The organism is Actinoplanes sp. NPDC000266 (assembly GCF_042899005.1).
In the GTDB taxonomy this organism is placed as follows: domain Bacteria; phylum Actinomycetota; class Actinomycetes; order Mycobacteriales; family Micromonosporaceae; genus Actinoplanes.
Genome location: NZ_JBIAZI010000006.1, coordinates 189,540 through 209,536 on the forward strand (window position 1 = coordinate 189,540; position 19,997 = coordinate 209,536).

General features: G+C 70.1%; 21 protein-coding genes and 1 riboswitch. Of the genes, 12 read left to right on the forward strand and 9 right to left on the reverse strand.

What is annotated here, in order from left to right:
• The first annotated feature begins 106 nt into the window (after positions 1 to 106).
• Positions 107 to 2,287, forward strand: a complete 2,181-nt coding sequence (locus ACFY36_RS25095; protein WP_499748368.1) for a hypothetical protein — start codon at positions 107 to 109, stop codon at positions 2,285 to 2,287.
• On the opposite strand, the gene ACFY36_RS25100 is transcribed toward ACFY36_RS25095, so the two are convergent.
• A complete protein-coding gene (locus tag ACFY36_RS25100) occupies positions 2,190 to 2,564 on the reverse strand; it encodes a hypothetical protein (RefSeq protein ID WP_499748369.1) in 375 nt (124 codons plus the stop codon). The two genes, ACFY36_RS25095 and ACFY36_RS25100, sit on opposite strands and share 98 nt — an antisense overlap.
• 18 nt (positions 2,565 to 2,582) lie before the next feature.
• Positions 2,583 to 2,822 carry a hypothetical protein gene (locus ACFY36_RS25105; protein ID WP_499748370.1) on the reverse strand — a complete coding sequence of 80 codons (240 nt, stop codon included), beginning with the start codon at positions 2,820 to 2,822 and terminating at the stop codon, positions 2,583 to 2,585.
• Positions 2,823 to 2,952: 130 nt separating this feature from the next.
• Between ACFY36_RS25105 and ACFY36_RS25110 the strand changes: the two genes are divergently transcribed.
• From ACFY36_RS25110 to ACFY36_RS25130, 5 genes are all read left to right on the forward strand, one after another.
• The gene (locus tag ACFY36_RS25110) at positions 2,953 to 3,690 is read left to right on the forward strand and encodes a response regulator transcription factor (protein ID WP_097326660.1); all 738 of its coding nucleotides are present in this window, start codon (positions 2,953 to 2,955) and stop codon (positions 3,688 to 3,690) included.
• Positions 3,668 to 5,230: a sensor histidine kinase gene (locus tag ACFY36_RS25115; RefSeq protein WP_499748371.1), complete on the forward strand. Its 1,563-nt coding sequence runs from the start codon at positions 3,668 to 3,670 to the stop codon at positions 5,228 to 5,230. Before ACFY36_RS25110 ends, ACFY36_RS25115 begins: the two co-directional genes overlap by 23 nt.
• Positions 5,231 to 5,434: 204 nt before the next feature.
• Positions 5,435 to 6,508 (forward strand): 3-deoxy-7-phosphoheptulonate synthase, encoded by a 1,074-nt coding sequence (locus ACFY36_RS25120; protein WP_499748372.1) that lies wholly within the window; start codon positions 5,435 to 5,437, stop codon positions 6,506 to 6,508.
• A 92-nt stretch (positions 6,509 to 6,600) separates the two neighbouring features.
• Positions 6,601 to 8,835: a glycosyltransferase family 39 protein gene (locus tag ACFY36_RS25125; protein ID WP_499748373.1), complete on the forward strand. Its 2,235-nt coding sequence runs from the start codon at positions 6,601 to 6,603 to the stop codon at positions 8,833 to 8,835.
• A 132-nt stretch (positions 8,836 to 8,967) separates the two neighbouring features.
• Complete coding sequence (locus ACFY36_RS25130) at positions 8,968 to 10,194, forward strand: bifunctional glycosyltransferase family 2/GtrA family protein (RefSeq protein ID WP_499748374.1); 1,227 nt, start codon at positions 8,968 to 8,970, stop codon at positions 10,192 to 10,194.
• 192 nt (positions 10,195 to 10,386) lie between these two features.
• Here the strand turns inward: ACFY36_RS25130 and ACFY36_RS25135 are convergent, their stop codons facing one another.
• The 3 genes from ACFY36_RS25135 to ACFY36_RS25145 form a co-directional block, all read right to left on the reverse strand.
• Complete coding sequence (locus tag ACFY36_RS25135) at positions 10,387 to 10,677, reverse strand: DUF3040 domain-containing protein (RefSeq protein ID WP_499748375.1); 291 nt, start codon at positions 10,675 to 10,677, stop codon at positions 10,387 to 10,389.
• Positions 10,678 to 10,976: 299 nt separating this feature from the next.
• Positions 10,977 to 12,074 (reverse strand): DNA glycosylase AlkZ-like family protein, encoded by a 1,098-nt coding sequence (locus ACFY36_RS25140; RefSeq protein WP_499748376.1) that lies wholly within the window; start codon positions 12,072 to 12,074, stop codon positions 10,977 to 10,979.
• An 18-nt stretch (positions 12,075 to 12,092) separates the two neighbouring features.
• A complete protein-coding gene (locus ACFY36_RS25145; protein WP_499748377.1) occupies positions 12,093 to 12,698 on the reverse strand; it encodes a GNAT family N-acetyltransferase in 606 nt (201 codons plus the stop codon).
• A 153-nt stretch (positions 12,699 to 12,851) separates the two neighbouring features.
• Here ACFY36_RS25145 and ACFY36_RS25150 point away from each other — a divergent pair, with 153 nt between their 5' ends.
• Both ACFY36_RS25150 and ACFY36_RS25155 read left to right on the forward strand, forming a co-directional pair.
• Complete coding sequence (locus tag ACFY36_RS25150; protein ID WP_499748378.1) at positions 12,852 to 13,349, forward strand: hypothetical protein; 498 nt, start codon at positions 12,852 to 12,854, stop codon at positions 13,347 to 13,349.
• A 30-nt stretch (positions 13,350 to 13,379) separates the two neighbouring features.
• The gene (locus ACFY36_RS25155) at positions 13,380 to 13,997 is read left to right on the forward strand and encodes a TetR/AcrR family transcriptional regulator (RefSeq protein WP_499748379.1); all 618 of its coding nucleotides are present in this window, start codon (positions 13,380 to 13,382) and stop codon (positions 13,995 to 13,997) included.
• A gap of 10 nt (positions 13,998 to 14,007) precedes the next feature.
• Here ACFY36_RS25155 and ACFY36_RS25160 read toward each other — a convergent pair whose 3' ends face one another.
• Entirely contained in the window at positions 14,008 to 14,781 is a 774-nt protein-coding gene (locus tag ACFY36_RS25160) for a class I SAM-dependent methyltransferase (RefSeq protein ID WP_499748380.1), read from the reverse strand.
• 47 nt (positions 14,782 to 14,828) lie between these two features.
• Here ACFY36_RS25160 and ACFY36_RS25165 point away from each other — a divergent pair, with 47 nt between their 5' ends.
• On the forward strand, positions 14,829 to 15,395 hold the full coding sequence (locus ACFY36_RS25165; protein WP_499748381.1) for a helix-turn-helix domain-containing protein: 567 nt from the start codon (positions 14,829 to 14,831) through the stop codon (positions 15,393 to 15,395).
• Here the strand turns inward: ACFY36_RS25165 and ACFY36_RS25170 are convergent.
• Positions 15,389 to 16,603 carry a saccharopine dehydrogenase family protein gene (locus ACFY36_RS25170; protein WP_499748382.1) on the reverse strand — a complete coding sequence of 405 codons (1,215 nt, stop codon included), beginning with the start codon at positions 16,601 to 16,603 and terminating at the stop codon, positions 15,389 to 15,391. The two genes, ACFY36_RS25165 and ACFY36_RS25170, sit on opposite strands and share 7 nt — an antisense overlap.
• Positions 16,604 to 16,714: 111 nt before the next feature.
• Positions 16,715 to 16,889: riboswitch (cyclic di-AMP (ydaO/yuaA leader) on the forward strand.
• A 10-nt stretch (positions 16,890 to 16,899) separates the two neighbouring features.
• Here ACFY36_RS25170 and ACFY36_RS25175 point away from each other — a divergent pair.
• Positions 16,900 to 17,505, forward strand: coding sequence for a transglycosylase family protein (locus tag ACFY36_RS25175; protein WP_499748383.1), 606 nt, complete (start codon positions 16,900 to 16,902; stop codon positions 17,503 to 17,505).
• A 57-nt stretch (positions 17,506 to 17,562) separates the two neighbouring features.
• On the opposite strand, the gene ACFY36_RS25180 is transcribed toward ACFY36_RS25175, so the two are convergent.
• Positions 17,563 to 17,928 (reverse strand): YybH family protein, encoded by a 366-nt coding sequence (locus ACFY36_RS25180; protein ID WP_499748384.1) that lies wholly within the window; start codon positions 17,926 to 17,928, stop codon positions 17,563 to 17,565.
• A gap of 70 nt (positions 17,929 to 17,998) precedes the next feature.
• Between ACFY36_RS25180 and ACFY36_RS25185 the strand changes: the two genes are divergently transcribed.
• The gene (locus ACFY36_RS25185; protein WP_499748785.1) at positions 17,999 to 18,934 is read left to right on the forward strand and encodes a LysR family transcriptional regulator; all 936 of its coding nucleotides are present in this window, start codon (positions 17,999 to 18,001) and stop codon (positions 18,932 to 18,934) included.
• The gene (locus tag ACFY36_RS25190) at positions 18,931 to 19,284 is read left to right on the forward strand and encodes a GatB/YqeY domain-containing protein (RefSeq protein ID WP_499748385.1); all 354 of its coding nucleotides are present in this window, start codon (positions 18,931 to 18,933) and stop codon (positions 19,282 to 19,284) included. Before ACFY36_RS25185 ends, ACFY36_RS25190 begins: the two co-directional genes overlap by 4 nt.
• On the opposite strand, the gene ACFY36_RS25195 is transcribed toward ACFY36_RS25190, so the two are convergent.
• Positions 19,275 to 19,991 carry an FAD-binding oxidoreductase gene (locus ACFY36_RS25195; RefSeq protein ID WP_499748386.1) on the reverse strand — a complete coding sequence of 239 codons (717 nt, stop codon included), beginning with the start codon at positions 19,989 to 19,991 and terminating at the stop codon, positions 19,275 to 19,277. The genes ACFY36_RS25190 and ACFY36_RS25195 overlap by 10 nt on opposite strands.
• Positions 19,992 to 19,997 lie beyond the last annotated feature (6 nt).

Genomic DNA, 19,997 nt, shown 5'->3' on the forward strand with positions numbered 1-19,997 from the left:
CTGTCTCAACGCTTGCACAACAAGAGCCGAACGGCGAGTGTTCCGATGATCCAAGCTTCCCGACAAAACGGCTCATATGGCAACCCAGCCGTCAGACAATGCCTGCGTGGGGGACTTTCCGAGTCAGTTCGTGTCCGCGCCGGCCCGTCCACGATCCGGGCGACTCAAGGCGATCGTCGTGGGGGTCTTCGCGATCTCGCTGTGCCTGCTGCTGGCCGGCGGGACGTCGACGCCGGCGGTGAACTCGCCCGCCTTCCTGATCTCCGGGATGCGCGAGATCCCCTCCCCGCCGTCGGGCAGCTCGTGGGCGCCGGCCCCGCGCGAGGCCGGCGGCCTGCGGATGGTCGCCGGCGCCGACGGGCAGTCCTTCCAGCTGCACACCGCGGGCGGCGACCGCACCTTCCTGCCCGGCGTCGACCTGAGCGACACCACCCCCGGGCACCTGCCGGGCGAGCCGGCCATCTCGGCCGCGCAGTATCGGGCCTGGTTCGCGGCCATGGGCTGGCTCGGCATCCGGGTGGTCCGCATCTACAAGATCCATCCGCCCGCCTTCTACGAGCAGCTGGCCGCCTACAACCAGGACAACCCGGAGCGGCCGCTCTACCTGGTGCAGGGCGTGTCGATGACCGACGAGTCGTACATCGGCAAGAAGAACCTCTTCGACGCCCGGGTGACCACGACGTTCCGGCAGGAGCTCGAAGCCGCGGCCCACGCCGTCTCGGGCGACTTCAGCCGCTCGACCCGGCCCGGACGGCCCGGCGGCGTCTGGAACACCGACGTCACGCCGTGGCTGATCGGCTGGATCATCGGCGCCGAGCTCGACCCGCGCGCCGGCGCCGCCTCCGACCAGCGCAACGCCTCGGTGAAGCGGTACGCCGGCAAGTACTTCCGGAACACACCGAAGTCGACGCCGACCGAGCGCTGGTTCGCGGCCCGGATGGACGAGCTGGCCGGCTACGTGGCCAAGAAGGGCGTCAGCCAGCCGATCGCCTTCGTCAACTGGGCCACCACCGATCCGCTGCGCCACCCGGCCGAGCCGCTCGACCAGGAGGATCTGCTCCAGATCGACGCCAACCACGTGCTGCCGACGGCGGACTGGCCGGCCGGCACGTTCGCCAGCTACCACGCGTACCCCTACTATCCGGACTTCCTGCGTTACGAGCCCGATCTCAACAATTTCGAGTACGACGGGCAGGCCGATCCCTACGCGGGATATGTGACCGCGCTGCGCAAGCACCACTCCACGATGCCGACCATGATCACCGAGTTCGGCGTGCCGTCCTCGATCGGCTCGGCGCACAGCGGGCCGCTGGGCCGCTCGCAGGGCGAGCACAGCGAGCAGGAGGCGATGCGGATCAGCGCGGACCTGCTGCGGATGATGAAGAACCAGGGTCTGGCGGGCGGGTTCCTGTTCGGCTGGATGGACGAGTGGTACCGCTACACCTGGAACACCGTCGGGCACCAGGACGGGCAGCGCCGCAAGCTGTGGCACGACCCGCTCACCAACGAGCAGCACTTCGGGGTGCTCGCGATGGATCCGGCGGGGGCGCGCGACGCGGCCGAGCAGCAGCTGCTCGACAGCGGCGACGCCTGGCCGGCGCGCGAGGTCAAGGCCACGACCGACGAGGCGTACGTGACCCTGGACGTCAAGCTCGCGAAGTCGCCGCCGGGGTCGATGATCGTCGGGTTCGACGTGCTGGACGGCGTGACCGGCCCGCCGATGGCCGGCAGCACCGACCGGCGGCCGGACGCGGTCTTCGCGCTCAACCTGATCGGCCACACCGGGCAGGCCTATCTGCGCGACCAGCTCGATCCGCTGAAGCTGGACTTCGCCGTGCCGGAGTCGGCGCGCGGGCCGGCGCCGGAGGGCTGGAAGCCGTTCGAGCTGATCACCAACCGGGCCCACACCGTGCCGACGACGAACGCCAAGCAGCCGATCGAGCTCCAGAACGCCGGGTTGCTCGTGCACGGCAGCTGGGACCCGTCGGACGACGAGGCCGACAGCCGGGCGCTGTGGCACCTCGACGACGACCGGCTCACGGTTCGCGTGCCGTGGGCGATGCTCGGTTTCGCCGACCCGTCCACGCGCCGTGTCGCCGTACCCAAGAACGGGAAGTTGACCCTCGAGGCCAGTCCCGGCGTGACCGTCTCACTGACGGCGTCCGGCACCGAGCAGGCGATCGGGCAGGTCAAGTGGCCGAACTGGAATCGGCCGAACTACACGGAGCGGCTGAAGCAGGGAGCGTCGCAGCTGCGCGACGCGGCCCTGACCGCGACGAACGGCTGACCAGCAGCATCGAGGCGCCACCGGCGATCAGCAGGGCGCCGATGGCCACCAGCAGCAGCGTGGTGTCGCCGGCCGGCCGGTGGGGCGGATAACCGGCGCCCCAGCAGTAGACCTCGCCCTTCTCGGTGAGGGCGCAGGTGCTGTCGCCGTCGGCCACGAGCTGGACGACGCGCTGGTGGAGCCCGACCTCGACGAGCTGGTCGTCGGCGGCCGACGCGGGCGCCGCCGACAAGGTGAGCGCCGCGGCGACGGCCAAGATCACAAGTATCCGTCGCATGCAACCATTATGGGCGTTTTATACGCTTTCGGGGGTCTTCGACACGCCTCGGCCGGCCGCGGCCACCTCGGCCAGCACCGGAGTGGCGGTGATCGTGTCGGCCGCGGTCACCGTCGCGTAGCCGGCCACCTCGCTCGCGGCGTACCGTGTGGTGCCGAGCGTGGTCGGCCCGAAGGCCGCGGTCAGGGCGAGAGCCGCGCCGAGCGCCATGAAACCGGTGCGCCGCTGCCATCCGAGGTGCTTCGTCGTCTGCGTCATGAGGACCACGATCTAGGCGTACGGTGTCTGTCGGCTGTGCGAAATTTATGCGGTTCCTGTGGGTCCGGGTCACAGGTGGTACACAGGAACCAGAAAGCCGGCGCAAAGCGTGGCCCGCGAAAGTAGGGGCATGACGATGGCGAACGCAGATTCCAGCACCGAGCTCCGGCGGCCCGACGGCAGCCCCGTCCGGGTTCTCGTGGTCGACGACGAGCCGACCCTGGCCGAGCTGCTCTCGATGGCGCTGCGCTACGAGGGCTGGGACGTCAAGAGCGCCGGCGACGGGCTCTCGGCCGTCCGGACCGCTCGCGACTTCCGCCCGGACGCCGTCGTCCTCGACATGATGCTGCCCGACATCGACGGGCTCGAGGTGCTGCGCCGGCTGCGCGGTGAGTCGCCCGAGGTGCCGGTGCTCTTCCTGACGGCCAAGGACGCGGTCGAGGACCGCATCACCGGGCTGACCGCCGGCGGCGACGACTACGTCACCAAGCCGTTCAGCCTGGAAGAGGTGGTGGCCCGGCTGCGCGGGCTGATGCGGCGGATGGGGCACTCGCCCATGCGTACGGACTCGCAATTGATCGTCGGTGATCTCTCGCTGGACGAGGACAGCCACGAGGTGCGCCGGGGCGGCGACCTGATCACGCTGACCGCGACCGAGTTCGAGCTGCTGCGCTATCTCATGCGCAACCCGCGGCGGGTGCTGAGCAAGAGCCAGATCCTCGACCGGGTCTGGAACTACGACTTCGGCGGCCAGGCCAACGTGGTCGAGCTCTACATCTCGTACCTCCGGAAGAAGATCGACGCGGGCCGCTCGCCGATGATCCACACGATGCGCGGAGCCGGCTATGTCCTCAAGCCCGCGGACTGAACATCCGGCCCGCTGGCGCAGCCCGCGCGGCTGGCCGCTGCGCACCCGGATCGTCGCCATCATCATCACGCTGCTCACGATCCTGGGCCTGGCGGTCGGCACCACGGCGTACGTCTTCCTGCACGACCAGCTCTACAGCCAGATCGACACCAAACTCGACGGCGCCAACAACCCGTTCCGCGGCGGCAAGATCAACGGCGCGAACCTGCCGGCCTTCGACCCGTCGAGAGGCTTCGACCGGAGTCAGCCGTACGGCGGTCAGGAACCCGGCTCGATCACCATCTACTACAAGGACGGCGCCTTCCTCGCGGGCGGCAAGGTGGTCACCGTCCCGGACGACAACGGCAACCCCGACACCGAGTACCAGAAACTGAGCGACGAGGCCGAAAAGGAACTCACGGCCGTCGCGCTCGGCGACAAGACCACCGTCGACGTCGACGGCGAGGGCTCGTACCGGGCGACCGCCACGACCGAGCCCGACGGCGCCATCAGGGTCACCGCGGTGACGCTGAGCACGGTGAACAACACCCTGCTGCGCATCGCCCTCGTCACCGCGGGCGCCATCCTCATCGCGATCGGCGTGGCCGGGTGGGCGGGTGCGTTCATCGTCAGACGTACCCTCGCTCCCCTCGACCGCGTCGCCGCCACCGCGACCAAGGTCTCCGAGCTCAAGCTCGACCGCGGTCAGGTCGAGCTGGCCCAGCGCGTTCCCGAGAGCGACACCGACCCGCGCACCGAGGTGGGCCAGGTCGGCGCCGCGCTCAACCAGATGCTCGACCACGTCGGCAACGCCCTGGAGGCGCGGCACGCCAGCGAGATGCAGGTGCGGCAGTTCGTCGCCGACGCCAGCCACGAGCTGCGTACGCCGCTGGCCGCCATCCGCGGCTACGCCGAGCTCAGCCGACGCAGCCGGGCCCCGATCTCCGAGGAGATCGCGCACGTGCTCAACCGGGTCGAGTCCGAGGCCAAGCGCATGACCCTGCTGGTCGAAGACCTGCTGCTGCTCGCCCGCCTCGACGCCGGCCGGCCGCTCGCGCACGACCCGGTCGACCTGACCATGCTCGTGGTCGACACGGTCAGCGACGCCCACGCCGCCGGCCCGGGGCACTACTGGCAGCTCGACCTGCCCGAGGAGCCGGTCATCGTCTACGGCGACGGCGCCCGCCTGCACCAGGTGCTGGCCAACCTGCTGGCCAACGCGCGCACCCACACACCCGAGGGCACGGCCGTCACCGTGGCCGTCACCACCATGCCGAGCGCGGCCGTCATCCACGTGATCGACAGCGGGCCCGGCATCCCGTCCGAGCTCCAGCCGCACATCTTCGAACGGTTCGCCCGCGGCGACAGCTCCCGCTCACGCGCCGCCGGCAGCACCGGACTGGGCCTGTCGATCGTGCACGCGGTCGTCACCGCCCACCGGGGCGAGGTGGCCGTGCAGAGCGAGCCCGGCCGTACGGTGTTCAGCGTCATGCTCCCGTACGACGCGCCCCAACCCGCCGTCCCACCTGCTGAGCAGCAGTTGGCTCAGCTCCCGCGGTGACGCGCTATGCTGACCGACGTGTCTCGCTGGTATTCGTGGTTTAGTGGGCCGGCTCCCGCCGGTGCCTCAGCCATGCACTGATCTCGCAAGGACTGAGACACCACGCCAGAGCCGGCCCGGGCAGCGACTTGATGTCGCTGCCTTTTTGTTTGCCGCCGGCTCGCTCCTGGGCCGGCCCCCGCTTCCGCCCGCCTAGGAGAGACCATGACTGCCCCCGAGGTTCAGCGCGTCCGCGACCAGCGCATCGAGAAGGTCGTCCCGCTGATGAGCCCGGCGTTGCTGCACCACGAGCTGCCGCTGACGTCCGCCTTGCACGACACCGTGCTGGCCGGCCGCAAGCAGGTCGAGGACGTGCTGAACCACCGAGATCCGCGCCTGCTGGTCGTCGTCGGCCCGTGCTCGGTGCACGACCCGGCCGCGGCCGGCGAATACGCGTCACTCCTGGAGAAGGAGGCGCAGCGGCTCAGCGACGACCTGCTGATCGTGATGCGGGTCTACTTCGAGAAGCCGCGCTCCACCGTCGGCTGGAAGGGCCTGATCAACGACCCGGCCCTGGACGGCACCGGCGACGTGGGCACCGGCCTGCGGATCGCCCGGCGGCTGCTGCTGGAGATCGTGGGCCGTGGGCTGCCGACCGCCGTCGAGTTCCTCGACCCGATCACCCCGCAGTACTACGCGGACACCGTGGCCTGGGGTGCGATCGGAGCCCGTACGGTCGAATCGCAGGTCCACCGGCAGCTCGCCTCCGGCCTGTCCATGCCGATCGGCATGAAGAACCGCCCCGACGGCAGCATCGCCACCGCGATCGAGGCCATCCAGGCGGCCGAGGTGCCGCACGTCTTCCCCGGCATCGACTACTCGGGCACGCCGGCCATCCTGCACACGACCGGCAACCCGGACACCCACCTGGTCCTGCGCGGCGGCGGCGGAAAGCCCAACTACAGCGCTTCCGATGTCGCGCACTCCTTGGAGCTGCTCCGCAAGGCCGGCCTGCCGGAGCGCCTGGTGATCGACTGCTCGCACGGCAACAGCGGCAAGGACCACCTGCGCCAGCCGCTCGTGGCCGACGACGTGGCCGCGCAGATGGAGGCCGGCCAGCGCGGGATCAGCGGCGTGATGCTGGAGAGCTTCCTGGTACCGGGTCGGCAGAACCTGGGCGGAGAGCTGACGTACGGCCAGTCGGTGACCGACGCGTGCATGGGCTGGGAGCCCACGGTCGGCGTGCTGGAGCGCCTCGCGGTCGCCTCCGCGAAGCGCCGCTCGGCTCTTTCCTCCTAACTCACAGCGGGCTTACAGGAAGGACATAAGGGCGCGACAGGGGCAGCGTCGACAGTGGCGAGGTATTGATCCTCCTTCCGTGGAGAGCCTCGATGACTTCGACGTTGCCCATCCCGCCGACGGTGGCGCCGGATCCGCCCCAGCCTGCGCCGCCGCCTCCACCCCGACCCCGCTTCCAGCGGTTCTACCTCGGGCCGAACGGCGATCCGATCTGGGCCCGGCCCTCCCTGCTCGGCCTGCTGCTGGTCACCGGTGTCCTCTACATCTGGGGACTCGGCAAGAACGGCTGGGCCAACGCGTTCTACTCGGCCGCCGTGCAGGCCGGCACGAAGAGCTGGGAGGCGTTCTTCTTCGGCTCCTCCGACGCCGCCAACTCGATCACGGTCGACAAGACGCCCGGATCGCTGTGGTTCATGGAGATCTCGGCCCGGATCTTCGGCGTGAACTCGTGGAGCATCCTGGTCCCGCAGGCTCTGATGGGCGTGGCCAGCGTCGCGCTGGTCTACGCGACGGTGAAGCGGTGGTACGGACCGGCGGCCGGCCTGATCGGCGGCGCCGTGCTCGCCTTCACCCCGATCGCGGCGCTGATGTTCCGCTTCAACAACCCCGACGCCATGCTGGTGCTCTGCATGGTGGCCGGCGCGTACGCGACGGTGCGGGCGATCGAGAACGGCTCCACGAAGTGGCTGATGCTCGCGGGCGTCTTCGTCGGCTTCGGCTTCCTGGCCAAGATGCTCCAGGCGTTGCTGGTGGTCCCGGCGTACGGCCTGGCCTATCTGATCGCCGGCCCGCCCAAGCTGGGCAAGCGCCTCTGGCAGCTGCTGGCGGCGGTCGGCGCGCTGGTCGTCTCGGCCGGCTGGTACATCGCGATCGTCGAACTGGTGCCGGCCTCGCACCGGCCCTTCATCGGCGGCTCGCAGAACAACAGCATCCTCGAGCTGGCGCTGGGCTACAACGGCCTCGGCCGGCTCAACGGTGACGAGACCGGCAGCGTCGGTGGCGGTGGCGGCATGGGCGGCGGGATGTGGGGCGAGACCAGCATCCTGCGCATGTTCGACAGCTCGCAGGGCGGTCAGATCTCGTGGCTGCTGCCGGCGGCGCTGATCGTGCTGGTGGCCGGCCTGGTCATCACGGCCCGTCGCCCGCGCACCGACCGTCAGCGCGCCGGCCTGATCGTCTGGGGCACCTGGCTGCTGGTCACCGGCCTGGTCTTCAGCTTCATGCAGGGCATCTTCCACGCCTACTACACGGTCGCCCTGGCGCCGGCGGTCGGCGCGGTGGTCGGCATGGGCGCGGCGCTGCTCTGGAAGCACCGGTCGAACGCGATCGCGACGATCACGCTGGCGGCGACGGTCGCGGTGAGCGCCTGGTGGTCGTTCCACCTGCTGTCGCGCAGCGCCGACTTCCTGCCCTGGTTGCGGTGGGTGGTCCTGGTCGGTGGCCTGGCCGGGGCGGTGGCGCTGCTCGCGGCCCTGCGCCTGCCGGCGCGGATCGCCGCCCTGGCGGCCGGGGTCTCGCTGGCCGCGGTGCTGGCGGGCCCGGCGGCGTACGCGGTGCAGACCGCTTCGACCGCACACACGGGTTCCATCCCGTCCGCGGGCCCGTCCACCGGCGGTTTCGGTGGCTTCGGCGGAGGCGGTCGCGGCGGCCGTGGCGGCTTCCCGGGCGGCGGCGGTCAGGGTGGTTTCCCTGGTGGCGGCGGTTTCCCCGGCGGACAAAACGGCAACGGCACCGGTGGTACGGGCAATGGCGGCACCGGCAACCAGGGCGGCTTCCCGGGCGGTTTCCCGGGCGGCGGCTTCGGCGGCCAGAACGGAACCGGCAACGGCGGAACCGGCAACGGCGGCGCGCAGGGCGGCACTGGCAACGGTGGTGGCCAGGGCGGGTTCCCCGGCGGCAACGGTGGCGGCGGGATGCGCGGCGGCGGTGGCGGCATGGGCGGCCTCCTCGACGCGGCGACGGTCAGCGACGAGATGAAGGCGCTGCTCGAGACCGACGCCGACAAGTACACCTGGGTGGCGGCCGCGGTCGGCTCGCAGAGCGCGTCCGGATATCAGCTGGCCACCGGTGACCCGGTGATGGCGGTCGGCGGCTTCAACGGCACCGACCCCTCCCCCACGCTGGCCCAGTTCCAGCAGTACGTGGCCGAAGGAAAGATCCACTACTTCATCGGTGGCGGCGGTTTCGGTGGCGGCGGCGGCAACTCCAGCGGCAGCAACTACTCCTCGCAGATCTCCGAGTGGGTGGCGGCCAACTACACGGCCAAGACCGTGGGTTCCACGACGGTCTACGACCTGACCCAGCCCACCACCTCCACCACAGCCTGATTCACCCCCGGAAGGAACGGGCGGCTCCCCACACGGGGAGCCGCCCGTTCCATTTCGGACATTCGCCGACTCACAGTTCCACCACAGGACCGGCACAAAAGGCGCTCAGCCGCCACGATCATCGTTGTCGGTATGAGCCTTTCGACGCAGCCCACGCCTGACGCTGCCACGACCCACGTCGATGCGCCGGTGCTCGACGTCGTCGTTCCGGTCTACAACGAAGAGATCGATCTCGGCCCCTGCGTGCAGCGCCTGCACGCCTATCTGCGGGCCTACTTCCCGTACCGGTTCCGGATCACGATCGCCGACAACGCGAGCACCGACTCGACGGCGGACGTGGCCCGGTGGCTGTCGACCGAGCTGCCCGAGGTGCGCTGGGTGCACTTGGCCGAGAAGGGCCGGGGCCGGGCGCTCAAGTACGTCTGGACTCATTCCGACGCGTCCGTGCTCGCCTATATGGACGTCGACCTGTCGACCGACCTGGGCGCGCTCCTGCCACTGGTCGCCCCGCTGATCAGCGGGCACTCGGACCTGGCGATCGGCTCGCGCCTGGCCCGCGGCTCGCGGGTGGTGCGCGGGGCGAAGCGGGAGTTCATCTCGCGCAGCTACAACCTGATCCTGCGGGGCACGCTGTCCGCTCGTTTCTCCGACGCGCAGTGCGGCTTCAAGGCGATCCGGGGCGACGTCGCCGAGCGCCTGCTGCCGATGGTCGAGGACACCGGCTGGTTCTTCGACACCGAGATGCTGGTGCTGGCCGAGCGGGCCGGCCTGCGCATCCATGAGGTGCCGGTGGACTGGGTGGACGATCCGGACAGCCGGGTCGACATCGTCTCCACGGCGATGGCCGACCTGAAGGGCATCGTCCGCCTGCTGCGCGCCTTCGGCTCGGGCAAGCTGCCCCTGGCCACCCTGCGCGAGCAGCTGGGCCGTAACCCGCTGCCGGTCGAGGGCGTCCCCACCGGCATGACCGGCCAGCTCATCCGCTTCGCGGGTGTCGGCGTGGCCAGCACCCTGGCCTACCTGGCCCTTTACGCGATCCTGCGCACGTTCGCCGGCCCACAGTGGGCGAACTTCATCGCCCTGCTGGTCACGGCCATCGCGAACACGGCCGTCAACCGCCGCCTGACCTTCGGCGTCCGCGGCAACGACGGCGCGTGGCGCCACCAGGCCCAGGGCCTGATCGTCTTCGGCGTGGGCCTCCTGCTGACCAGCGGCTCACTGGCCCTGCTGAACGCCGCCTCGCCATCACACTCGAAGCCGCTCGAGCTCATAGTCCTGATCGTGGCCAACCTGCTGGCCACGGCGGCCCGCTTCCTGATGCTGCGCGTCTGGGTCTTCCGCTCCCGAGCCCGGGCCTGAGGCCCCGCCGGCGCCGGGAGGGCGGCGCCGGAAATCCCCGGAACCTCAGCCCCGACGGAGAGACGGCGCCGACTCCTACCCGGCGCCGTCTCTCTTCGTCGTAAGCACCTCATGACCGAGGACGCAGCCGCTCCTCGCCGCGCGGCCGTCACCGTGTGCGGCCCTTCGCCGCGCGGTCGCGGCAGCGGATCGTCAGATCGGGGGCTGGCGGCGGTGGCGCGGCTTTCGCTGAGTGATGGCGGCGATGACGACCGTCGTCGCGAAGACGGCGGCGACCGCGGCGCCGATCCACCAGCCCAGGACGCCCAAGGTTATGGCGGCGATCCACACGACCACGGCGGTGAGGATCAAAGTGAGTGGGGGTCGTCTCGACCGGGGCGGGTCGAGCTGCCCGCTGCCCATGCGGGCGCAGAACTCCGGATCATCCTGTTGCAGCTGGCGCTCCAGCTGCGCCAGTCGACGGCTGTCTTCCCTGCTCAACATGACGCCACCTCCGCCTCGGCCAGCGGCCCTGATCGAACGGCACGCACTCCGATCAATGCCATTGTTACTCAGATGTTGCCTCCCGGATACCTCTTGATTCTGGCTCGCCACGCCGATCTGCATATGACCAGGCCAAAGAGATCCAACAAGCCTCCAGCGGCGGCCCCGCCGACCGCGATCCGGGAGCCCGCACCCACGACGTGGGAATCCCACGAAGCAATCCGGCCGCGCCCGGCCCTGTGCGTGCGGGACGCCCTTGGTGACGGCCGCTGACCGGACGGCGCGGGGCGATCGCGGCGTCAGTCGAAGACGACGGTCGCCTCCGGGACCTCCCGGGCCCGGGCCACCTCGGCCGCCTCGGTCTCGATCTGTTTGCGGCGGGCGGGCGGAACCTTGCCGAAGGGCGTCACGGTCAGGTCGACCCTCTTGCGGCCGGCGAGCTTGGCCCGCCAGACGCCGGCGATCTCGCCGTCGATCAGGAGCGCGCCCGGGTTGCCGATGACGCGCCAGACTTCCTTCTGCCGGCCGCGGTCGGGCACCAGGATGTCGCGGTCGCGGGCCTGGAGCAGCGCGTCCATCGGCGGGACGAAGCGGACACCCTGGGGCCGGCTAGCGGCGGCGAGGTCGTCGGCGGCGTCGGCGGGCAGCCATTTCTTCTTACCGTCCACGATGACCTCGGCCAGTCGCTCCGACGGCCAGGCCGATTTCATCTCGGCGGTGGAACTACCCAGATATTTACCGACCTCGAGCGGCGTCGCCGGGCCCAGGAACCGCAGGTAGGTGAGGATCAGATCGCCGATGCCCTCGTTCTCGCCGGGGCGCGGCGGCGCGCCGGGGATCGGGCCGAGCGTCGCGTCCTTGCCGCGGGACTGCACCTCGACGCCGCCGGGCAGACCGGAATGCTGCCAGACGTTGCCGGCGATGTGGCGGGCCTGGCAACTGCGGCAGTCGTACGTCAGCGAGCGCGGCACCCGCTTGCTGACCTCGGTGCTCACCTCGCCGCGCGGCATCGGGCCGTGGACGACCTCGCGGAACGCGTCGGCGGTGACCCGGAAGGCCTCGATGCCCAGTTTCATGCCGTCGGGGATCTGGCCGCTCTGGATACGCGCCGTGGCGTCGGCGTCGCTGATCGGCCACAGCTGTTTGACCAGGGTCGCGAGGTCGGCGCGGCGATGCAGATGAGGGGCGCCGCGCGCGGCCCAGACAGTGATCAGCCGGTCGTCGGCGAGCGGGCCGCTGGTGCGGGCGGCCAGCGCGACCTGGGCCGAGCCGGGCGTGTATTCCTGCACGCCGAGGTCGAGGACGGGCAGATCGGCGGGGCGCGCCTCGGCGCGCTCGGCCAAGCCGAGAGCGGCGACGCGGTACGCCATCACCTGTGCACGATCGACGCTGACCATGGCACACCTCCGGGAAGTTCAGGTGCGACGACCGTACCGCCGGGCTGCGACATTTTTGAGCCGTTCGCGGCGGGTGCCGGCCTGTCCCTCGACGAGTTCCCAGGTGTCGAGGCGACTGGAGCCGTACGGGCCCTCCTGCAGGATCGGCGGCTCGCCGGTCAGCCGGTATCCGCAGCGCTGGGCCACGGCGGTGCTGGCGGTGTTACGCGGGTCGATGCGAAGAAGCAGGCGGCTCAGGGTGAGCGTGCTGCGGGCGTACGACGAAAGCAGTGAGAGCGACCCCGACGCCAGCCCGCGCCGGCGATGATGCTTGCCCACCAGATAGCCCAGCTCGGCCTCTTTGAGGCCGAGGTCGACGCCGAAGAGCAGCACCTCGCCGAGCGGCCGTCCGCCGTCGGCGGTGATCGCGAGCTGGATGCGCGAACCGCTGACGCGGCCCTGGTGGGAGCGTTTGAGATAGGCGATGCCGGCCTCCACGTCGAACGGTGACGGCATCGGTGTCCACCGGGCGATCTCGGGCTCGTCGAGCATCTCGATCAGGTCGTCGAGGTCCTCGGATCGCCATTCGCGCAGCACGATGCCGTCCCCCGTCAAGGTGAGCGGGTACGGAAGACGGCCGGCCATGATTTCGATCCTGCCCGTAAGGGGCCGGTTGCAGCCAGTCTCGATCCATATCTGGCTCATGAGTGATTGCTCATGTCGCGAACGCTGGCGGATCTTGTGGAGATGTGGTGTGCGTCGTCGTAGCCGGCTCCGCCGCCCTCTAGCGTCAAGATCATGAAAGCGATACGCGCCTGGCTGCTCGTCTTCGTCATCGGCCTGGTGCTGAGCGGGGTGACGGCTTTCCCGCTGGTCACCGAGGTTCGCGTGCTGGCTGACGTGCTGCACGCGGTGCCGGCGCCGGACGCCCTGGTCGCGTGGATCGACCGGGTGCGCGAGGGCCTGGAGGTGACCGGGACGAACTACCCCTTCATCGCGTACGGCACGGACTGGCTGGCTTTCGCGCATCTGATGATCGCCATCGCGTTCTGGGGGCCGTGGCGCGATCCGGTCCGCAACATCTGGGTGATCGAGTGGGGGATGATCTGCTGCCTCGCGATCATCCCGCTCGCGTTGATCGCCGGCCCGATCCGCGAGCTGCCGTGGTGGTGGTTACTCATCGACATGTCGTTCGGGGTCTTCGGGATCATCCCGTTGATCGTCGTGCGTCGGATGATCAAGCGGATGGCCACGGATTCTGCACCCTCAGTGCCCAATGTGGACGCTGTCGCGTGAGGTGATCTCCGAAGTCGTACGGTAATCGTCGTGGACGCTACTTCGGCCCGTCGGGGCGAGACGTACGGCGGGCGGTCGCGCGCGCAACGTTCCTCCGACCGCCGGGAGCGCATCGTGGCGTCGGCGGTGCACCTGTTCGGCACGCGCGACTACGACGACGTGACGGTCACCGACGTCTGCGCCGGGGCGAAGGTCTCCAAAAGGTACTTCTACGAGCATTTCCGCGACCGCGAGGACCTGGTGATCAAGGTCCAGCGGGAACGGAACGAGTGGCTGCTGCGCGGGGTCGCGGCGGCGGCTCCGCCGAGCCCGAACAGCCTGGCCGACCTGTTCCGCCCGGCGCTGCGCACACTGGTCGGCCTGCTGCGCGACAACCCCGAGACCGCACGCGTCATCTACATCAACGCACCACGGATGGAGACCCGCCGCCGCGGAGTGCTCCGAGAAGACGCCCACTTCCTGGCGGCTTTGCTGAGCCCGGTACGCCCACCTCAGGACCAGGACAGGTACGACCGCACGCTGCTGGCCCTGGTCGCCGGAGTCAGCGAGGTCATCATCGACTGGATCACCCACGGCATGCCCGGCGACCCCGACCAGCTGGCCGACCACTTGACCACGATCGCGGTGGCCCTGGCCGAAAGTCTGTAATGGGAGCCCTTCAGCTTGGCTTTCGGCCCACGATGACGGTGCGGGTGGCTCGGACGACCAGGTCGTCCCGGCTCTTGATGCCGGCCACGATGGTGTCGAGGGCCGTCAGGTCGGCGGCGGGGAGGCGGTCGTCCATGCGGCCCCGGGCGCGGCCCAGCGAGATCTCCGCGTAGCGGCCCGTCGCGGCGGGCAGGGGCGGGCGCAGGTCGATGTCGAAGCGGCGGTCGGCCTCGACGGTGAAGCCGGCCTCGGCCAGCAGGGCCGGCCAGTCGGCGTGCATGTGCAGGCCGTGTTCGGCGCGCATCTTGTCGAGTTCCACGTTGAGGCGCGCCTCCAACTCCGCCTCGGGGCCCTCGGGCAGGAAGCTCGGGAACGAGTCGAGCTCGCTGACCACCAGAAGCCCGCCCGGGCGCAGCGCCGCCAGCGCCTGCCGGAGCCCCCGGATCGGCTCGGCCAGGTGGTGCAGCGAGGCCGAGGCCCAGATCAGGTCGGCCGGGCCGAAGTCGGGCCAGGGCTGGTCGAGGTCGGCCCGCACGGTCCGGATGCGGCTGTCGCTGGCCTGGATGTGGGCGAGCATCTCGTCGTCCATGTCGACGGCGACCACCTCGGCCCCGGGCAGGGCGCGCAGGAGCGCGCGGCTGCCGACGCCGGTGCCCGCGCCCAGGTCGATGATCTTCGGCTGGGCCGGGGCCAGCGAGCCGACCCAGGTGATGACCTCGTCGTGATAGTCGCGCAGCACCTCGGCGTCGAGGTCGAGCAGCTCGGCGAAAGCGGTATGTGCCATGTCTCGAAGGTAGCCGCTTCTTGCGCCTGCGACATAGCATCTTGCGTATGACGCAAGACGGTGAGCTGGACTCCCTCGTTCGGCAGCGCATCCGCGGCCTGCGGATCGCCCGCGGCTGGTCGCTCGACGAGCTGGCGGCCCGCTGCTACCTGAGCCCGTCGACGCTCAGCCGCATCGAGACCGGCCACCGGCGGATCGCCCTCGACCAGCTGGCCCCGATCGCCCGGGCCCTCAGCATCACGCTCGACCAGCTCGTGGAGTCGGGCGCCGACGACGACGTGGTGATCCGCCCGCACCGAGACGAGGCCCGCGGCATCACGACGTGGCTGCTCTCCCACGAGAGCAACCAGACCGTGGCCAAGCTGCGCGTCACCCGCACCATGCCGAAGGACCTGCGGGTGCACCCCGGCCGCGACTGGTTCACCGTGCTCTCCGGCACGATCATCCTGCGCCTGGGCGAGCGCACCATCACCGTCCGCGCCGGCGAGGCCGCCTCGTTCTCGACGATGGTCCCCCACGCCTTCGGCGCGCTGGACGGCCCGGCCGAGGTCCTGTGCATCCTCGACCACGAGGGCGAACGCTCCCACCTCCTCAACCATAGTGAGCATCACTGAGGGCCACGCGCGGAGATCTCCACGCCGGCGGCGCGGAGGCGCTCCACGAGCGTGTCGCCGAGAGCGGTGGCCGGGGTCAGGACGCCACCCTCGCCCTTCGGCAGGTCGACGGCCAGGGCCAGGGCGCTCTCGCCCAGCATGATCGCCGTGCCGCCGTATCCGGGATCGCTTTGAGCGCGGAACCGAGCCGTGTAGTAGGCGCCCGTGCTCGTCCGCGCGAACACGTCGCAGGTGAAGTGGCCCTCGTCGGACGACGGCCCCTCCCCTGGTTTTGGCAGCACCCGATCGATCACGTATCGGGTCGGCGGCAGCATCAGACCGGCGACGAGGGCTCCGAAGCCCAGCTTCATCCCGTTCGCGACCACCGGCGACACCAGAGGCGAGGCGCCCACGCTCATCAGTTCGCGATAGCGGAACCCGCGCCCGTAGGCGAAGCCCCGCAGCGCGTTCGTGCGCCGCACGACCCGCGTGTTGTAGGACGCCATGAAGAACGGCGCGAGGGTCCCCCGCAGCGAGGGATGCACCCGGTCGCCCCGCACGGTGGCGACGTCGGACTGCCGGCCCAGGTCGGGCTCGGCGGCCCGGTCCGGGCTCAGTGAGTACGGGCTGGCGGCGATCCGCCTCTTCGACGGATCGCGCTTGATCGTGTCGAGCTGGTGCCGCAGCGAGTCGACCGTGCCGCCGCTGACCCCGCCGCGCAGGCTCGTCACGACCATCGCGGTGTCGGTGAGCTCGCCCGCGCCGTCGCCGCGCACGGCCTCGTTCACGACATGCACGCCGAGGTCGGACGGGATCGAGTCGAACCCGCACGAATGCACGATCCGGGCGCCCGTGCCCCGAGCCACCTCATGGTTGTCGTCAATGCTCTGACGTGCGAAAAGAACCTCCCCGGTGAGGTCGAGATAGTCGGTTCCGGCCTTGGCGCAGGCGTCCACCAATGGCTTGCCGTATTTCGCGTACGGACCCACCGTCGTGACGAGAACCCGCGTCGCCGCCGCGACTCGGGCGACCGCGTCGGCATCACCGGCGTCGGCGACCAGGATCGGCCAATCGACACCGAGCCGGCGTTTCACGGCGTCGAGTTTGCTTTCGGATCGCCCGGCCAGCGCGATCCGGACGCCATCGGGGGAATGCTCGGCCAGATGCCGTGCCACCAGCGCACCGACGAAGCCGGAAGCGCCGTAGACGACGATGTCGTGCTCGGTCATGGTTGCCAATTCTCCAACAAGCCACATGAATGCGCGCGACACGATAACGTCGGTCTCGCCTATTCCTATAAGAATCCGGCCGGCGCCCTTTCGCGGGCGCCGCCGGTCCGTGCGGGCGGAACGCCGAATCCTGCCGCCGCCCGACGGAACACATCATTACGGCATGGAGCGGGGGACCCGAGTTCTTCGGCGCTTTGGCGCGCCTCGGGGTGAAGCCGCGCACGCGCGGCCGGGCACCTCAGCCCGAACCCGACAGCTGACCTCGTAGGCGTGGAGGACTCTCTGTCATGGCACACATGTGCAAACCTGCCCGCGTAACCCTGGGTCTGGCCGCCGCAGTCGTCACTCTGGCCACCCCCGTTACCCCGGCGCTCGCTTCACCCTCAGCCGCCTCGCTCGCGAAGGGCGGCTCGGTCAACTGGGACGCCATCGCCGAGTGCGAATCCGGCGGCAACTGGGGCATCAACACCGGCAACGGCTACTACGGCGGCCTGCAATTCAGCCGCAGCACGTGGCGCTCCCACGGCGGACACCGTTTCGCCCGCACCGCCGACCAGGCATCACGCGCGGAACAAATCCAAATCGCCGAGCTGGTACGCCGTTCCCAAGGCCTGGGCGCGTGGCCTACTTGCGGCCGAAAAGCTTCTTCTACCCGCCAATATCGCAGCACAAACACAGAAGGTCTAGCGGCCAGCCGGACCGCCATCCGCAAATCCACCGCCAAGGCTCCTTCCACAAGGTCATCCACAGGCCGCTACTACGTAGTGCGCCCCGGCGACACCCTCGCTTCAATCGCCGCCAAGGCGAACGTGGAAGGTGGCTGGCGTGCCCTATATCGCCTGAACCGGGCCGCTTTGAACAACCCGCACCGCATCTTCCCGGGCCAGCCCTTGGCCCTGTGAATCACCGTTCCCAGCCGTCGGCGATCTCGCGAAACGCCTGGTCGCCGGCGCCGGGAATCACGACCGCGGAGTCTGGAACTCAGGCTGGTCGAGAACGCGCAGCCAACTGCCGTCGGGCTGTCGGCGGACCACCTGGGCCCGGGCGCCGGAACCGTCGCGGGGAGGCGTGGAGGTCAGCGCCAGGTCACCGCTCAGCAGGGTCGGCAGGGGCTGCTCGGGCTCGAAGGCCGGCATGTGTGGCAACGCTTCCTCCCACATGCGCCGGATGGCGGCACGGCCGACGGTCTGGCGGCCGGGCGGGTAGGCCATCACGGCGTCCTTCTCGTAGAGCAGGGCGAGACCCTCGGCGTCTTTGGCGTTGGCACGCTCGACGAACAGGCGGGTCAGGTCTTCGGGGCGCTGGGCCTTCTCTCGTTCGGTCATGGGTTCAGCCTTCTCGGGGGCGCATGAGAAGTCCAACGCATGGTTTTCATGGGAACTAGAATCCGCGGTTATGGAGCTGCGGCAGCTGGAATACTTCGTCACGGTCGCCGAGGAAGCGAACTTCACCCGGGCCGCGGAAAAGGTGCACATCAGCCAGTCCGGGGTGAGCGCGCAGGTCAAGGCGCTGGAGCATGAGCTCGGGGCGGAGCTGTTCGACCGTTCGGGGCGGGTCGCGCGGCTCACCGAGGCGGGCCTGGCCGCCCTTCCGTACGCTCGGGCCGCGCTGGACGCCGCAGCCGATCTTCGTCAGGCCGTGGACGAGGTGAGAGGGCTGGTCCGCGGGCACGTGACGGTCGGGATGGTGACCGGCTGTGAGGTCACGCCGCTGTTCGCGGGGATCGCCGGTTTCCACGCCGAGCACCCGGGCATCGAGCTCGAGCTGACCGAGGGAGACTCGGACGATCTGGTCGCCGGCGTCCGGGCCGGTGCGATCGACATCGCGCTCGTCGGCCTCGCCGGCGGGCCGCCCGAGCACCTGGCCGCCCACATCATCGTGAGTGAAGGCCTGGTCGCGCTCGTCCCACCGGAGAAGAGCGCGGGAAACGATCGCATCTCGTTGGCCGACCTCATGGCGTACCCCCTCGTCACTCTGCCGCAAGGCACCGGGATCCGTGCCGTTCTCGACGAAGCCTGCGTGGCGGCGAAGTTGATCCCCGACGTGGCGCTGGTCGCGTCGGCGCCCGCGACCGTCGCCGAGCTCGCGGCGCGCGGCATGGGCGTGGCCGTGCTGAGCGAGTCCATGGCCGCCGCGTTTCCGCACCTCAGAGCCCTGCCGATCGATGACGTGGGCATGCCGGCGCTGCTCGCTCTCGTCTGGCGAAAACGGGCGAGCGTAGCGCTCGGCGCCCTGCTTCCGTACCTCCGTAACGCCTTCGCTGTGGATAACCAGGAGGCTGTGGATAACCAGGGGACCCACCTCGCCGAACTGGATAACGTCTCGGCATGACTGACACCCCGCTTCGGCAGAAGCTCCGTGAGGCCCTCCCCGCCGCGATGAAAGCCAGGGACCGGGCCGCTGTCGCGGCCCTGCGGGCGACGCTCGCGGCGATCGACAACGCCGAGGCCGTGTCAACCGAGGGAGGTCCGCCGGAGAGCCTGGCCATCGAGACCTTGCCCGTGGGCGTCGGCGCGACCGAGGTGGCCCGCCGGGTACTGACCGAGGAGGACGTGCGGCGGATCGTCCGGGCCGAGGCGGACGATCGGGAACAGGCGGCCGCCGAATACGCCGGCCTGGGCCGCCCCGAGCGGGCCGAGCAGTTGCGGGCCGAGGCCGGCGCTCTGATCGCCTACCTCTGAGAGAAGGAGTGCTGGATGCGCGCCGCGGGCACCCGCAACGCCTCCAGCTCTTTCCTCGCCGACTCCACCATGGACTCCGGCCCCGACACGTAGAAGTCGTGATGTGACCAGGGACCGTGCGCGGAGACGGCCTCCGCGACGTCCGCCGTGGTGCGCACGATCGTCAGCCAGGGATGGCGATCGGCGAGCCGGTCCAGTGAGCAGCGGTCATAGAAGGCGCCGTCGTTTCGCTCCGCACGGAAGAGGTGGATCCATCGTGTCCGGTTGTATCTCGACAGCTCGTCGATCAGCGCTTTGGCCGGGGCGAGGCCGGTGCCGCCGGTGATGAAGACAAGATCTCTTCGGGAGTACGGGTTGAGCGTCATCGATCCGCGCGGAGCGCCGAGCCGGAGAGTGTCGCCGGGTTTGAGCCGTTCGACGAGGGCGGCCGACACCCCGGACGGCGATCCGGCGCGCACGTGGAACTCGAGCACCCGGTCGTGCCGTGGGGCGTTCGCCATCGAGAACGGCGATGTCTGCCACGGCCGGTACGGGCACTCGATCTCCACGTGCTGCCCGGGCCGGAACGGCATCGCCCGGCGGGTGCGGCACGTGAAGACCACGACGTCGGACCCGCGGCGCTCGTGGGTGAGCACTTCCGCGGGCCACCATTGCGAGGCCGCCACCTGGGAAGCGTTACCGATCACCGGCCCCGGCGCGACGGACACCGAGTG

Excerpts from the sequence above, each read along its gene's own strand:
- ACFY36_RS25100 (WP_499748369.1), bottom strand. The coding sequence starts at position 2,564 with ATGCGACGGATACTTGTGATCTTGGCCGTCGCCGCGGCGCTCACCTTG.
- ACFY36_RS25105 (WP_499748370.1), bottom strand. The coding sequence starts at position 2,822 with ATGACGCAGACGACGAAGCACCTCGGATGGCAGCGGCGCACCGGTTTC.
- ACFY36_RS25110 (WP_097326660.1), top strand. The coding sequence starts at position 2,953 with ATGACGATGGCGAACGCAGATTCCAGCACCGAGCTCCGGCGGCCCGAC.
- ACFY36_RS25115 (WP_499748371.1), top strand. The coding sequence starts at position 3,668 with ATGTCCTCAAGCCCGCGGACTGAACATCCGGCCCGCTGGCGCAGCCCG.
- ACFY36_RS25120 (WP_499748372.1), top strand. The coding sequence starts at position 5,435 with ATGACTGCCCCCGAGGTTCAGCGCGTCCGCGACCAGCGCATCGAGAAG.
- ACFY36_RS25125 (WP_499748373.1), top strand. The coding sequence starts at position 6,601 with ATGACTTCGACGTTGCCCATCCCGCCGACGGTGGCGCCGGATCCGCCC.
- ACFY36_RS25130 (WP_499748374.1), top strand. The coding sequence starts at position 8,968 with ATGAGCCTTTCGACGCAGCCCACGCCTGACGCTGCCACGACCCACGTC.
- ACFY36_RS25135 (WP_499748375.1), bottom strand. The coding sequence starts at position 10,677 with ATGTTGAGCAGGGAAGACAGCCGTCGACTGGCGCAGCTGGAGCGCCAG.
- ACFY36_RS25140 (WP_499748376.1), bottom strand. The coding sequence starts at position 12,074 with ATGGTCAGCGTCGATCGTGCACAGGTGATGGCGTACCGCGTCGCCGCT.
- ACFY36_RS25145 (WP_499748377.1), bottom strand. The coding sequence starts at position 12,698 with ATGGCCGGCCGTCTTCCGTACCCGCTCACCTTGACGGGGGACGGCATC.
- ACFY36_RS25150 (WP_499748378.1), top strand. The coding sequence starts at position 12,852 with ATGAAAGCGATACGCGCCTGGCTGCTCGTCTTCGTCATCGGCCTGGTG.
- ACFY36_RS25160 (WP_499748380.1), bottom strand. The coding sequence starts at position 14,781 with ATGGCACATACCGCTTTCGCCGAGCTGCTCGACCTCGACGCCGAGGTG.
- ACFY36_RS25165 (WP_499748381.1), top strand. The coding sequence starts at position 14,829 with ATGACGCAAGACGGTGAGCTGGACTCCCTCGTTCGGCAGCGCATCCGC.
- ACFY36_RS25170 (WP_499748382.1), bottom strand. The coding sequence starts at position 16,603 with ATGACCGAGCACGACATCGTCGTCTACGGCGCTTCCGGCTTCGTCGGT.
- ACFY36_RS25175 (WP_499748383.1), top strand. The coding sequence starts at position 16,900 with ATGTGCAAACCTGCCCGCGTAACCCTGGGTCTGGCCGCCGCAGTCGTC.
- ACFY36_RS25180 (WP_499748384.1), bottom strand. The coding sequence starts at position 17,928 with ATGACCGAACGAGAGAAGGCCCAGCGCCCCGAAGACCTGACCCGCCTG.
- ACFY36_RS25185 (WP_499748785.1), top strand. The coding sequence starts at position 17,999 with ATGGAGCTGCGGCAGCTGGAATACTTCGTCACGGTCGCCGAGGAAGCG.
- ACFY36_RS25190 (WP_499748385.1), top strand. The coding sequence starts at position 18,931 with ATGACTGACACCCCGCTTCGGCAGAAGCTCCGTGAGGCCCTCCCCGCC.